Genomic DNA, 14,422 nt, shown 5'->3' with positions numbered 1-14,422 from the left:
CGAATACGGAAAAAAACAAGAAGAGAACCACCATGTCGAGATCCCTGTTTATCCTGTCGGGGCCGATTCTGAGCGCGGGCTTCTATTGGCTGCTTTCCTCACTGGGAATGGCATATCTGCCGGCAGTTACTGCGGCGATTACCTTGCTGACGGTGATCTGGTGGATTACCGAAGCACTGCCGATTCCCGCCACTTCCCTTGTGCCCTTCGTGTTGCTGCCATTGTTTGGGGTGGCCGATCACAAGCTGGTGGCATCCTCCCTCGGCAGTCACGTGATATTGCTGTTGATGGGTGCGTTCATGCTGTCCAAGGCACTGGAAAAGAGTGGCGCCCACGAGCGTTTGGCTCTGTACATGTTGCGGATTGTGGGCGTTTCCAGCGGCCGGCGGCTGGTGCTGGGTTTTATGCTCGCGGCCGGGCTGCTGAGTATGTGGATCTCCAATACCGCCACCACCCTGATGATGCTTCCCATCGCGCTGGCTATCCTCTCGCGGGTGGATAACCACCGTCTTACGGTTGCGCTGATTCTCGGAATTGCCTATGCCGCCAGTCTCGGCGGGGTGGGCAGCCCGCTGGGCACACCGCCCAATGTAATTTTTATGGGAATCTACGAGGAAGTGACAGGGCGGGAGTTCAGCTTTGCCAGCTGGATGAAGATCGGTTTGCCGGTGGTACTGATCACGCTGCCGCTGATGGCACTTTGGCTGACCCGTGGTATCCACCTGCATAAGTCCCTGGAGGCGCCAGAGGTGGGCGCATGGCGACCGGAAGAGGTGCGCACCCTGGTGGTATTTGGCGTAGCGATTCTGTTGTGGGTGACCCGCAACGAGCCGTTCGGTGGCTGGAGCACACTGTTAGGGGTGGCCGATGCCGGTGACAGCACCGTGGCGTTGGCGGCGGTGGTGCTGATGTTCGTGGTACCTGACGGCAAGGGCGGACGCCTGCTCGACTGGCAGACTGCCGAGCGTATCCCCTGGGGCATGCTGCTGCTCTTCGCCGGCGGTATCGCCATCGCCAAAGGATTCGCCGCATCCGGACTCAGCGATATGATGGGGGAGGGGCTGACCTTCCTGACTGCGCTGCCTCTGTGGTTGATGCTGGTGCTGCTGTGCCTGTCGGTCACATTCCTTACCGAGATCACCAGTAACACGGCGACGGCGACACTGCTGATGCCAATTCTGGCGGTAGTCGCCAGCAGCGCCGGGTTTGATCCCATGGTGTTGATGATCCCCGCCGCTATGTGTGCCAGTTGCGCGTTTATGCTGCCGGTAGCCACGGCCCCCAATGCCATTGCCTACGGCACCGGAAAAATTCGCATTCAGGAAATGGTGCGGGAGGGGGCTATGCTCAGCGTGCTCGCATCACTGATCATTGCCGGGGTCTGCTGGGTAATGCTGGTTTAGTCGGCAGTCTGGAGTTTTTGATCGAATATGTATTGTTTGGCAGGTTTATCTACTGGTATGTGGCTTGCCAGCCTTCAAAAGTGTAGATCTGCGCTGTAAAACGCCGAATCCCTTGATCTGCTGACGTGAATTGGGTTTCCTAGTCGGCTTATCCATGATTCTGATGACGACCGGAAGGAGTCCCAAACGTGAAGAGAATAACCATTCTGGCGATGGCCGGTATGCTGGTGGCCTGCGCGGGGGAGTCCCCGGACGCGCATAAAAAAGAGACATCCATGAATGAAGCTGAAACGGCAGACATGCCTTCCGTCGCAGATTCTGTCCTGACCTATCCCCAGACTCGTAAAGATGAAGTGGTGGATACCTACTTCGGCACCGAGGTGGCAGACCCGTACCGCTGGCTGGAAGACGACCGCAGTGAGGAGACCGAAGCCTGGGTCAAGGCTCAGAACGAGGTGACCTTCGGCTACCTGGACCAGATTCCCTATCGCGATACGCTGAAGCAGCGCCTGGAAGCCCTGTGGAACTACGAAAAAGTGGGTTCTCCGTTTACCGAGGGTGACTACACCTATTTCTATCGCAATGACGGCCTGCAGAATCAATATGTGGTCTGGCGGAAAAAAGGTGATGGCGAAGCGGAAGTTTTCCTCGATCCGAATACCTTCAGCGAAGATGGAACCACTTCCCTGGCGACGCTGAAGTTTTCCAAAGACGGCTCCATCGCCGCGTACGCCGTTTCTGAAGGTGGCAGCGACTGGCGCAAGATCTACATCATTGATGCGGAGTCGAAGAAAGTGCTCGAGGAGCCGCTGGTGGATGTGAAGTTCTCCGGCATTTCCTGGAAAGGCAATGAGGGCTTCTACTATTCCAGCTACGACAAGCCGGAAGGTAGCGAGTTGTCGGCAAAAACCGATCAGCACAAGCTCTACTTCCACAAACTCGGGCAGCCTCAGGCGAAAGACACGCTGATTTTCGGTGGGAGTGACGAAGAGAAGCGCCGCTACGTATCCGGCTACGTGACCGAAGATGATCGGTTCCTGGTGATTTCCGGTGCGACCTCCACCTCCGGTAACGATCTGTTTATTCAGGATTTGTCCAAAGCCGATGCGCCGTTGGTGCCAGTGCTGGCCGACTTCGATTCCGATACCTATGTGCTGGATAATCAGGGCAGCAAACTGTTTCTGGTGACCAACCGCGACGCGCCAAACAAGAAAATCGTCACGGTCGATGCTGCCAATCCGGCCCCTGAGCACTGGCAGGACTTTATCCCGGAGACTGAAAATGTACTGACCGCCTCCACCGGCGGCGGCTACCTGTTTGCTGAATACATGGTGGATGCCCTGTCCAAGGTGTATCAGTACGATTACAACGGTAAACAGGTGCGAGAGATCGCCCTGCCGGGCCCCGGCAGCGCCTCATCCCTGAGTGGTAAGCATGAGGATGAGACCCTCTATTACTCATTTACCAACTACAAAACACCGTCCACCATTTTTGCGTTCGACGTGAAAAAGGGCGAATCCCGTGTGTACCGCGAGTCGGGCGCCCAGTTCAATCCAGCGGGCTACGAGTCCAAGCAGGTGTTCTACACCTCCAAAGACGGCACCAAAGTGCCGATGATGATCACTCACAAGAAAGGGCTGGAGCTCGACGGCAAGAACCCGACCATTCTGTACGGTTATGGGGGATTCAATGTGAGCCTGACCCCGTCGTTCAGTATCGCGAATGCGGTGTGGCTGGAACTGGGCGGTGTCTACGCAGTGCCCAACCTGCGCGGTGGTGGTGAGTACGGCAAGCGCTGGCACGACGCCGGTACCAAGCTGCAGAAGCAGAATGTGTTTGACGACTTTATCGCCGCTGGCGAATACCTGGTGGAGCAGGGCTACACTTCCAGTGACTATCTGGCGATTCGCGGCGGCTCCAATGGTGGTCTGCTGGTGGGCGCGGTCATGACCCAGCGCCCGGACCTGGTGAAAGTCGCGCTGCCGGCGGTCGGTGTGTTGGATATGCTCCGCTATCACACCTTCACCGCTGGCGCCGGCTGGGCCTACGACTACGGCACTGCCGAGCAGAGCGAGGAAATGTTCCAGTACCTGAAAGGCTACTCACCGGTACACAATGTGCAGGCGGATACTCGCTATCCTGCCACGCTGGTTACCACCGCCGATCACGATGACCGTGTTGTACCGGCGCACTCGTTCAAGTTTGCCGCAGAGCTGCAGAGCAAGCAGGCCGGACCCGCGCCCACGCTGATCCGCATTGAGACCAACGCGGGCCACGGCGCCGGCACACCAGTATCCAAGACCATCGAACAGTACGCGGATATTTTCGGATTTACCCTGTTCAATATGGGGGTCTCCGAGCTGCCGGAAAGCTGACCCTGCGATTTCTGTCATCGTTTCGGCATGAATCGGGGGCAAGATAGTGGCTTGACGGGCGGATATGACCAGTTGGTCTGCCGTCCCGTCGCGAGGTATCATTTGGAGCCAAACGACTTATGCCGAGATTTAACGCTGTGCCAAAGGCAACTGACCGGTCTTCCCCCCTGCAGATTGAGCTGAGCGCGCGCCCGGCCATTCTTCCCCTGTATCTCCGCGCGTTGACTGCCCGCAGAAAGAAGGCTTCGGCCAGCCGCGGTGAGGCGGTACTGGCCAGTGTGAGCCTGTGCCGGCAGCGGGTCGACCGCGAGCAGTTGCGGGCCTATCGCGACGTCTGCGGCTTTGCCGAAGGTGGCCACCTGCCGGCCACCTACCCATTTGTTCTGGCGATGCCGTTGCACCTGAAGCTGCTGGTATCTGAAGCCTTTACCTTCCCTATTCTCGGACTGGTACACCTGCGTAATCAGATCACCCAGCACCGCCCGATTGCGTCGGATGAGGCTCTGGATATTCACTGTGAGCTGCTGCCGGCGGTCGCGGTGAAGCGGGGTTACGAATTTGCACTGGCCACCCGGGTCAGTGTGGCGGGGGAGCTGGTGTGGGAATGCGAAAGTGTCATGCTCAGTCGCGCCCGGCACAGTGGTAAAGATCAGCCGTTACATTCGGGCCTGGCGGCATTGCCGCACGGAATCCAGAACATGCCCATTGAGAGTGGCGAGTCATGGACGATTCCGGAGGCGGCGGGGCGCAATTACGCGCGGGTATCGGGAGATTGGAACCCGATTCACCTGTTTGCATCGTCTGCCCGTCTGTTTGGCTTTTCCAGCGCCATCGTGCACGGTATGTGGACCAAGGCGGCGTGTCTCGCCGCTCTGGAAAAGCGCGCCGGTCTGCAGCAGCGTTTCCGATTGAGCGTGGAGTTCAAGCGCCCCGTACTGTTGCCGTCTTCGGTGCGTTTTGAGTGTGGAACCGGTAGCGGGGCTACGGGTTTCCGAGTGACGGACGACGGCGGCAAGTCTCTGTATCTGAGCGGTCTGCTGGAGCTCCTATAGCAATGTGCCGGTGGCACAACGCAGATGAAACAACGCAAGTGAATCGAAAGGGCCTATGACGGAAGACGGCAGCGAACAGCGACGGGTTTTGGCTGCGGAGCTCGGCGAAGAACTGACCCGGCTGGGCTGGAAAGTGACCACGGCAGAGTCCTGTACCGGTGGTGCCATCGCCGCGGCCATCACGGCCATTGCCGGTTCGTCCGTCTGGTTTGACGGTGCCGTCGTATCTTACGCCGATCGCATCAAGCGCAGTTTTCTCGGTGTTGATCAGCACGACCTGGATACGACCGGCGCGGTCAGTGAACCGGTGGTGCGGCAGATGGCGGTGGGGGTGCTCAATCGCCTGGATGCCAATCTGGCGGTGGCGGTCAGCGGAATAGCCGGTCCCGATGGTGGCAGTGACGACAAACCCGTGGGTACCGTGTGGATTGCCTGGGCCCATGTGGACGGTCAGGAGCCCCTTTCGGTGGAGGCTCGGCAGCTGCACTTTGACGGCAGCCGTGCCGAGATCCAGGCGCAGACCGTGGTCGAGGCCCTGAACGGGCTGCTGGCCGTCACCCGCAGTCATCCTGCCTGACCTGGTGCCCGGGGTTTGCCTCCGGGTAGCTGCGATCCGCGCTGAAGCCGCGAATACCCATCATTCCCGATTACTGGTTGCTTATACAGTAATTTTTCTCTAAGCTCCCTCCCATAGCAGTCAATACTCAGCAAATTTCAGGTACATATGGGAAAGGTCATGGACTCCAACAAAGACAAGGCTTTACAGGCGGCGTTATCTCAGATCGAGCGCCAGTTCGGCAAGGGCACCGTCATGCGTATGGGAGACAAGGAGCGGCAGCGCATTCCTGCGATCTCCACTGGCTCCCTGGGCCTTGACATGGCCCTGGGCATTGGTGGCCTGCCGCGCGGTCGTATCGTTGAGATCTATGGCCCGGAATCTTCCGGTAAAACCACGCTGACTCTGCAGGTGATTGCCGAGGCTCAGCGCAAGGGTGGTACCTGTGCGTTTGTGGATGCGGAGCACGCCCTGGACCCGATCTATGCCGAGAAGCTGGGTGTCAATGTAGACGAGCTGATCGTTTCCCAGCCGGATACCGGTGAACAGGCGCTGGAAGTGGCGGATATGCTGGTGCGCTCCGGTGCCGTCGACGTCCTGATCGTCGACTCTGTGGCCGCTTTGACTCCGCGCGCGGAAATCGAAGGCGAAATGGGTGACTCTCATGTTGGCCTGCAGGCTCGCCTGATGTCCCAGGCGCTGCGTAAGCTGACCGGTAATATCAAAAACACCAATACCCTGTGTGTGTTCATCAACCAGATCCGCATGAAGATTGGTGTGATGTTTGGCTCTCCGGAAACCACCACCGGCGGTAACGCACTCAAGTTCTACTCCTCCGTACGCCTCGACATTCGCCGCATCGGTTCCGTGAAGGAAGGCGACGAAGTGGTGGGTAACGAAACCCGGGTCAAGGTGGTGAAGAACAAGGTGGCGCCGCCGTTCAAGCAGACCGAGTTCCAGATCATGTACGGGCAGGGCATCAATCTCCTTGGCGAGATTGTCGATTACGGGGTGAAGATGGGCCTGATCGACAAGGCCGGTGCCTGGTACAGCTACAAGGGCGACAAGATTGGCCAGGGCAAGGCGAATGCGGTGAAGTTCCTCAAGGAAAATGAGGATATCCGCAACGAGATCGAATCCGCGCTGCGTGTCCAGCTCCTCGGCGATGTGGCTCCGGCCCCGGCCGAAGAAATGGAAGCTGCGGAAGACTGATCTTGTCTTTTTTTCGCCATCCCAATGGCGGCGGGAGTCATGCAGACCGCGATCTCCCGTCGCCAGATCTTCCTCGCTCTTCCTCCCTGGCCCGACCTGACATTCCGTCACGGGAAAAACCCACCGATTCGTTCCAGGCGCTGTTCAACCACGCGCTGGAGCTGCTGACACGCCGTGAGCACTCCTGTGAAGAGCTGCGGCAGAAGCTTGTCCCGAAACATCCGGATGCGGATTTTGACGGCGTACTGCAACGTCTGCAGACGCTGAACTATCAGTGTGACCGGCGCTTTGCAGAGTCCTTCTGCCGCTCCCGTGTGAATCGCGGGCAGGGGCCGCTGCGTATCCGGCAGGAATTGCAGGTCCGCGGTATTCGCGGCGTTCTGGCGCAGGAAGTAATGGACGCCCTGCAGGAGGATGTGGACTGGTTCGAACTTGCCCTGGAACAGCTCCGGCGCAAGTTCCGCGATCCAATCGACGACACCTTGCCCCGTGCGCAGCAGCTCAAGGAGCGTGCGCGGCGCCAGCGCTACCTCGCCTATCGCGGCTTTTTTGGCGATGCCATCCAATACGCCATTGACGCGGCGAATCGTCCGGTGGACTGTGCTCCCGTGTGAGAGGGGAGCAGGCCGAAGGTATATACTGGCTGTAATTCAGCCGAAGTCCACTGGGCCCAGTATCCTGTGGGGCTGTTGTTTATTCCGTAACAATAACCCCGGACCTGGCGCATCCTAATGATTCTCTCCATTGATCAGGGTACTACGGGTACCACCGCCTTTATTTTCGACGCCGATGGCAGGCTGCGTGGTCGCAGTTATTCCGAGTTTTCCCAGCATTACCCTGAGCCCGGTTGGGTGGAGCATGATGCCAGCGAGATCTGGCAGGTGACGCTGAAGGTGTGCGCCGCGGCGATTCAGCGGGCCGGTATTGAGGCATCTGCGTTGCGCGCCGTGGGTATTACCAACCAGCGGGAAACGACCGTTTTGTGGGATCGCAATACGGGGGAGCCGGTACATCCTGCCATTGTGTGGCAATGCCGCCGCTCCGCGGGGATCTGTCGCGAGTTGCGCCGGGCCGGCGCGGAACCGATGGTGCGGGCGAAAACCGGATTGTTGCTGGATGCCTATTTCTCCGCCAGCAAACTGCGCTGGATCTTTCGTGAGTCACCGGATTTACGCCGTCGCGCTGAGGCGGGGGAGCTGTGTTTCGGTACCATCGACAGCTGGTTGATCTGGTGTTTCACCGGAGGCCGTCAGCACCTCACTGACCACACCAATGCCAGTCGCACCATGCTGTACGACCTGGATCGGCGCCAGTGGGATAGCGAGTTACTGGCGCTGTTTGACTGTCCCGCTGCCATTCTGCCGGAAATACGTCCGTCTGCAGGAGACTTCGGTGCGACCGATCCGGACGCTTTCTTCGGTGCCCGGGTGCCTATCGCCGGTGTTGCCGGGGATCAGCAGGCCGCGCTTTATGGGCAGGGGTGCTTTCGGCCGGGTACCCTGAAGAATACCTATGGCACCGGCTGTTTTATGCTGGCCTGCGCCGGTGCGCGGCGTCCACTGGTCCCGGAAGGGATGTTGACCACCATTGCCTGCCGCGCGGATGGGCAGCCGCAATTCGCCATGGAAGGCTCGGTATTCAATGCCGGTGCCGCGGTGCAGTGGTTGCGCGATGACCTCGGAGTAATCCAGCGGGCAGCAGATTCCGAGCAGCTGGCTCAGTCTGTTCCCAGTACCCGTGGGGTTTATATGGTGCCCGCGTTCAGTGGTCTGGGGGCGCCGCATTGGGATACCGATGCCCGCGGCGCACTGTTTGGGCTCACCCGCGGTGCGGGTCGCGCGGAAATCGTACGAGCCACCCTGGAGTCCATTGCGTATCAGAGTCACGAGCTGGCGGAGCTGATGGGGCAGGCGCTGGATGTGGATCTGCAGTGTCTTCGGGTCGATGGCGGCGCCAGTGCGAACAATTTCCTGATGCAGTTTCAGGCGGATATTTCCAATTTGCGGGTAGAGCGCCCGCGCCAGATAGAGTCGACCGCGGTGGGCGCGGCACTGCTGGCCGGTGTGGGGGCCGGGCTCTGGCACGGTGATGCCTGGCCAGAATCGCTGCAGGATATTGAGCAGGACTTCCTGCCGCAGATGTCTGCCCAGACCCGTGAGTCTCACCTGCGCGGCTGGCACAACGCGGTTTCCGCCTGCCGGAGCTTTTAGACTGGCGCCCCCGGGCGCTTATCCCTTCCTCCGCGTGGCCGCGGAAATCAGCCATCATTCGTGAAAAGCCCGAAAAAGCGTTGTACCATACGCGGTCATTTTTGCCTGCAGGCCCCGGGACATCCCGTTTCAGGGCGGTGGGCGCCATCTGAGTGAAGCACCGAGATCGACATGGATAAGAAATTACTGAGTTTACTGGTCTGCCCGGTCAGCAAGGCCCCTCTCGAGTATGACGAAGAGGCGCAGGAGCTGGTGTGCAAGGCCAGCGGCTTGGCCTATCCCGTGCGCGATGGTATCCCGGTAATGCTGGAGTCCGAGGCGCGCCAGCTGACAGCTGACGAGAAACTGGAAAAGTAGCGGATTGCGGTAAAACCTGGCGTCGTAGCCAGTCAGTATCAGGGGGGAGCAATGGCAGAGGCCAGCGTATTCAGTCGTATCATCGCGGGAGACATCCCCGCACCAAGACTGTACGAAGATGACCAGTGCATCGTCATCAAAGATCGCGCACCTCAGGCTCCGACCCACCTGCTGATTATTCCCCGCAAACCCCTGGTCAGCGTGGCGGACGCCCGCGAAGAAGATGTACCGCTGCTTGGTCATCTCCTGTGGGTGGCGTCAAAAATGGCAGAACGCCTGAAGCTGGAAGACGGCTTTCGACTGGTGATCAACAACGGTCGCGGCGCTGGTCAGACGGTGTTTCACCTGCACATACATTTGCTGGCACAGCGCGAGCTGCCAGAAGAAGGTCTCACCGAGGACCTGCAAGATTAAGCGGTTGGCCCCGGTACCCGGTGGCCAATAAGATTTTACCGACGATGTGGAAACTGCCTGAATGAAGAGCGCACAGATACGCGAAGCATTTCTCAATTATTTTGCCGAGCAAGGGCACACCCGTGTCCCGTCGAGCTCCCTGGTGCCGGGTAACGATCCGACCCTGCTGTTTACCAATGCCGGCATGGTGCAGTTCAAAGACACTTTCCTCGGTCAGGAGTCGCGCCCCTACGCGCGTGCCGCAAGCTCCCAGCGCTGTGTGCGCGCCGGTGGTAAGCACAATGACCTCGAGAACGTCGGCTATACCGCCCGTCACCACACCTTTTTCGAAATGCTCGGCAACTTCAGTTTTGGCGACTATTTCAAGCGTGAAGCCATCCGGTTTGCCTGGGAGTTTCTGACCAAAGAGCTTAAGTTGCCGGAAGAGCGCCTGTGGGTAACGGTACATATCAGCGACGATGAAGCGGCTGATATCTGGCTGAAAGAGGTTGGCGTGAGTGCTGACCGTTTCTCGCGTCTGGATGAGGATAACTTCTGGCAGATGGGGGATACCGGTCCCTGTGGCCCCAGCTCAGAGATTTTCTATGACCACGGTGCCGATGTGCCCGGTGGCCCGCCCGGTTCCGAAAACGATGACCTCGATCGCTATATCGAGATCTGGAATCTGGTGTTCATGCAGTTCGAGCGCTCTGCGGATGGCGAGCTGCATCCGCTGCCCAAACCCTCTGTCGATACCGGTATGGGCCTCGAGCGTATCGCCGCTGTGATGCAGGGGGTGCACTCCAACTATGAGATAGATCTGTTCCAGGCTCTGTTGAACGCCGCCGGCGAAGTCGTGGGTTGCAGCAATACCGAAGAGAAATCTCTGCGGGTAATTGCCGACCATATCCGTTCCTGTTCCTTCCTGATTGCCGATGGTGTCATGCCTTCCAATGAAGGGCGTGGTTTCGTATTGCGCCGGATTATCCGCCGCGCAGTGCGCCATGGGCACAAACTGGGTCACAAGGACATCTTCTTTTACAAGCTGGTCGCCGCTCTGGTCGCGGAAATGGGCGAAGCCTACCCCGAGCTGAAAGAAAAGCAGTCACTGATTGAGAAGGCTCTGCGCAAGGAAGAGGAACAGTTTGCGAAGACACTGGATAAAGGCCTGGCTCTGCTGGATGAGGCACTTGAATCCCTCGATGGCAGCGAAGTTCCGGGGGCGCTGGTGTTTACGCTCCACGATACCTACGGTTTCCCTACGGACCTGACCCAGGATATTGCGCGGGAGCGCGGCCTGACCCTGGATATGGACGGTTACGAAAAGGCCATGAACGCCCAGCGTGAACGGGCTCGTGCCGCGGGTAAATTCAAGCAGGATTACACCGACAGCCTGGACCTGGACGGCGCGACGGAATTCCTTGGTTACGATCGGGTCTCCGCGCAGGGTAAGGTCGTCGCCATTATCAAGGATGGTGCGTTGGTAGACGGCCTGCAGGAAGGTGAGGTGGCGGCCATCGTACTGGATCGCACCCCGTTTTATGCGGAGTCCGGCGGCCAGGTAGGCGACAGCGGTTATCTCCAGTCCGATGCCGGTCGCTTCGAAGTGGGTGACTGCATCAAACACGGTGCGCACCACCTGCATCAGGGTAAGCTGCTGTCAGGCAGCCTCGCCGTGGGGGCAGTGGTGAATGCCGAGGTGGCGGGGGACGTGCGTCAGTCGACGGCACTGAACCACTCCGCCACTCACCTGCTTCACGCCGCATTGCGCAAAGTACTGGGTGAGCATGTGACCCAGAAGGGTTCCCTGGTGGATTCCGAACGCCTGCGGTTTGATTTCTCGCATCCGGAAGCGGTGACAGGTAAACAGTTGCGGGCCATTGAAGCGCTGGTGAACAGCCAGATTCGTGCCAATACACCGGTGGAAACGGAAGTCACTGATATTGAAACCGCCAAAGCCAAGGGTGCGATGGCACTGTTTGGCGAAAAATACGGCGACACGGTGCGGGTCCTCACTATGGGGGAGCGCAACGATTCCGGTGCATTCTCGGTGGAGTTGTGCGGTGGCACGCATGTCGCGCGCACTGGTGATATCGGTTTGCTGCGGATCGTGGCGGAGAGCGGTATCGCCTCCGGTCAGCGTCGTATTGAAGCGGTCACCGGCGCCCACGCGTTGGCATTGTTTGATGAGGCTCAGCAGCGTCTCGATCACGCGGCTGCGCTGCTCAAGGCGCGGCCAGAGAATCTGGCGGAGAAGGTTGAGCAGCTGTTGGCGAATAACCGCAAGCTGGAGAAAGATCTCTCGACGCTGAAAACCCGCCTTGCCAGCGGGGCCGGCGGTGACCTTTCCAGTCAGGCCGTGGAAGTGGCTGGCATCAAGGTGCTCGCCGCATCGATTGATGGGGCAGACGCCAAGTCTCTCCGTGACCTGGCGGACCAGATGAAGAACAAGTTGGGCAGTGGTGCACTGCTTCTGGCTGCGCCCGGTGACGGCAAGGTGGCGCTGGTGGCTGCAGTAACCAAGGATCTTACCGGTCGGCTGGCAGCCGGAGACCTGATGCGATATGCCGCAGGTGAGCTCGGTGGCAAGGGCGGTGGTCGTCCGGACATGGCCCAGGGGGGCGGCACCGATGTGGCGGCACTGCCGGCGCTGCTCAAGGCCATTCCCCAGTGGGTGGAAGGTCATATCCAGTAATTCTGGCGCCGGTTATGTCGGTCTCGGGCAACTCGAAGAAGGTTATTGGCTAAAGCTCGCAATTTTTCAGTTGATTTGCCCGTAGATTGGTGATTTAGTGCGCGACTCCCGCGGATCTGGTACCGCGCAGCAAGGCAGTAAGGAACACTAGAGCGATGAGTTTGTTCGTGCAGAAATACGGTGGTACTTCGGTGGGCTCCATTGAGCGCATCGAAGCGGTCGCCGATAAAGTGGCGGGCTTCAAGGCCCAGGGCCATGACATGGTTGTGGTGCTTTCCGCTATGAGCGGCGAGACCAATCGTCTGATCGGTCTGGCGAGCCAGATACAGGAAAACCCGGACCCCCGCGAGATGGACGTTCTGGTTTCCACCGGCGAGCAGGTCACCATTGCACTGTTGAGTATGGCGCTGAAAAAGCGCGGCTACGATGCCTGCTCCTATACCGGCGGTCAGGTCAAGATTCTCACGGACAATGCCCATACCAAAGCCCGTATCCAGCGTATCGACGTAGAGCGTATGCGTCGGGATCTCGATTCTGGCAAGGTGGTCGTGGTTGCGGGCTTCCAGGGGGTGGACGAGGAGGGCAATATCACCACCCTTGGCCGCGGCGGCTCTGACACCACCGGCGTTGCACTCGCTGCTGCACTCGACGCCACCGAGTGCCAGATTTACACCGATGTCGACGGTGTTTACACCACTGACCCGCGGGTTGTAGATAGTGCCCGCCGCCTCGACCGGATCACCTTCGAGGAGATGCTGGAAATGGCGAGTCTGGGCTCAAAGGTACTGCAGATCCGTGCGGTTGAGTTTGCCGGAAAATACAAAGTCCCCCTGCGCGTCCTCTCCACCTTTGAGGACGGTAACGGCACCCTGATTAGTCTGGATGAGGAAGACAACGATATGGAACAGCCTGTAGTCTCCGGCATAGCGTTTAACCGTGACGAGGCAAAACTGACAATCCGCGGTGTGCCCGATACTCCGGGCGTGGCTTGCCGTATCCTGGCGCCAGTAGGCGCTGAAAACATTGAAGTCGATGTGATTGTGCAGAATATCAGTGCCATCGATGGCACCACCGACTTTACCTTCACCGTGCACCGCAATGATCTCGGCAAGGCGCGCAAGGTGTTGGAGCGGGTTGCCGGTGAGCTGGGTGCGCGCGAAGTGGTTTCTGACGACAAGATCGCCAAGGTATCCATCGTTGGTGTGGGTATGCGCTCTCATGCCAACGTTGCTTCACGCATGTTCGAAGCGCTGGGTGAAGACAATATCAACATTCAGATGATCACCACGTCCGAAATCAAGATCTCGGTCATCATCGACGAGCGCTACCTCGAACTGGCGGTACGCGCGCTGCACAGTGCATTTGAGCTCTCTGAGCCCAAGGCCTCGGCATAACTAACTATAACCAGAGTGATGGATGCCGCCGACGACCATAGCAATTCAGTTGTCTGGCGCATGGTACGACGTGTTGAGATTTTCTGCGTCTGGGCAATACTGAATAAAGTGACGGACAAGGTTCTCGGTTTGCAGCGATCTCGGGTTATTATGGCCTGAGGTGCGGGCCAGGGATAACCGGTCGTACCAAATCACAGGATGATCAAGGAGAAGTAGGTAATGTTAATTTTAACCCGCCGTATCGGTGAAACACTGATGGTTGGTGACAATGTGACGGTTACCGTATTGGGTGTGAAAGGCAACCAGGTACGAATCGGAGTCAATGCGCCGAAAGAAGTAGCGGTTCACCGCGAAGAGATCTATCAGCGCATCCAGCGAGAAAAGCAATCCTCCAGTGAGGGAAGCGCCGACTGAGATCTGTCCCGGGTGACAGATCGTGTCGATGAGAGAAGGCCGCAAAGCGGCCTTTTTTGTGTCTGTATAATTTGTAAACGCTCGTGAAGAAATCCCAAAAAGTTATTGATTCCCCATTGATTTTTGCTTCGCCGTTGGTATGATGCCGCTCACTTTCAGCAGCCAAGACCAATTGTTCGCGATTGCTGTTGCTCTGCAAAAGCAGGGTGGAAAGTTATACGGTGAGGTGGCCGAGTGGCTGAAGGCGCGCCCCTGCTAAGGGCGTATGGGGTTAAACTCATCGAGGGTTCGAATCCCTCCCTCACCGCCATACAAAAAAGGCTCCATGCGAAAGCATGGAGCCTTTTTTGTATGGCGGTGA

At 58.6% G+C, this 14,422-nt stretch carries 12 protein-coding genes and 1 tRNA gene; all 13 read left to right on the top strand.

Features of this window, described 5'->3' with window-relative positions; genetic code table 11:
- Positions 1-32: 32 nt before the first annotated feature.
- The 13 genes from LRR79_RS14610 to LRR79_RS14550 all read left to right on the top strand — a co-directional run bounded on the left by LRR79_RS14610 (position 33) and on the right by LRR79_RS14550 (position 14,371).
- On the top strand, positions 33-1,403 hold the full coding sequence (locus LRR79_RS14610; RefSeq protein WP_231757910.1) for an SLC13 family permease: 1,371 nt from the start codon (positions 33-35) through the stop codon (positions 1,401-1,403).
- Positions 1,404-1,591: 188 nt separating this feature from the next.
- A complete protein-coding gene (locus LRR79_RS14605; protein ID WP_231757909.1) occupies positions 1,592-3,778 on the top strand; it encodes a prolyl oligopeptidase family serine peptidase in 2,187 nt (728 codons plus the stop codon).
- Positions 3,779-3,915: 137 nt separating this feature from the next.
- Positions 3,916-4,830, top strand: a complete 915-nt coding sequence (locus LRR79_RS14600) for a MaoC family dehydratase (RefSeq protein WP_231757908.1) — start codon at positions 3,916-3,918, stop codon at positions 4,828-4,830.
- Between the two features lie 55 nt (positions 4,831-4,885).
- Positions 4,886-5,407, top strand: coding sequence for a CinA family protein (locus LRR79_RS14595; protein ID WP_231757907.1), 522 nt, complete (start codon positions 4,886-4,888; stop codon positions 5,405-5,407).
- 159 nt (positions 5,408-5,566) lie between these two features.
- Positions 5,567-6,598, top strand: coding sequence for a recombinase RecA (gene recA / locus LRR79_RS14590; RefSeq protein ID WP_231757906.1), 1,032 nt, complete (start codon positions 5,567-5,569; stop codon positions 6,596-6,598).
- A gap of 2 nt (positions 6,599-6,600) precedes the next feature.
- On the top strand, positions 6,601-7,212 hold the full coding sequence (locus LRR79_RS14585; protein WP_231757905.1) for a regulatory protein RecX: 612 nt from the start codon (positions 6,601-6,603) through the stop codon (positions 7,210-7,212).
- Positions 7,213-7,329: 117 nt separating this feature from the next.
- Positions 7,330-8,808, top strand: a complete 1,479-nt coding sequence (gene glpK / locus LRR79_RS14580; protein ID WP_231757904.1) for a glycerol kinase GlpK — start codon at positions 7,330-7,332, stop codon at positions 8,806-8,808.
- A 171-nt stretch (positions 8,809-8,979) separates the two neighbouring features.
- Positions 8,980-9,165, top strand: coding sequence for a Trm112 family protein (locus LRR79_RS14575; RefSeq protein ID WP_231757903.1), 186 nt, complete (start codon positions 8,980-8,982; stop codon positions 9,163-9,165).
- A gap of 51 nt (positions 9,166-9,216) precedes the next feature.
- Complete coding sequence (locus LRR79_RS14570) at positions 9,217-9,579, top strand: histidine triad nucleotide-binding protein (RefSeq protein ID WP_231757902.1); 363 nt, start codon at positions 9,217-9,219, stop codon at positions 9,577-9,579.
- A 61-nt stretch (positions 9,580-9,640) separates the two neighbouring features.
- Positions 9,641-12,253 (top strand): alanine--tRNA ligase, encoded by a 2,613-nt coding sequence (alaS, locus tag LRR79_RS14565; RefSeq protein ID WP_231757901.1) that lies wholly within the window; start codon positions 9,641-9,643, stop codon positions 12,251-12,253.
- A 155-nt stretch (positions 12,254-12,408) separates the two neighbouring features.
- The gene (locus LRR79_RS14560; protein ID WP_231757900.1) at positions 12,409-13,647 is read left to right on the top strand and encodes an aspartate kinase; all 1,239 of its coding nucleotides are present in this window, start codon (positions 12,409-12,411) and stop codon (positions 13,645-13,647) included.
- A 219-nt stretch (positions 13,648-13,866) separates the two neighbouring features.
- Positions 13,867-14,061, top strand: coding sequence for a carbon storage regulator CsrA (csrA, locus tag LRR79_RS14555; RefSeq protein WP_010131831.1), 195 nt, complete (start codon positions 13,867-13,869; stop codon positions 14,059-14,061).
- A gap of 220 nt (positions 14,062-14,281) precedes the next feature.
- Positions 14,282-14,371, top strand: a tRNA-Ser gene (locus LRR79_RS14550).
- Positions 14,372-14,422: the final 51 nt, after the last annotated feature.

The sequence above is a fragment of the Microbulbifer elongatus genome, from assembly GCF_021165935.1.
GTDB classification, from domain to species: Bacteria; Pseudomonadota; Gammaproteobacteria; order Pseudomonadales; family Cellvibrionaceae; genus Microbulbifer; species Microbulbifer elongatus.
This window is presented reverse-complemented; position numbering and strand designations above follow the sequence as displayed.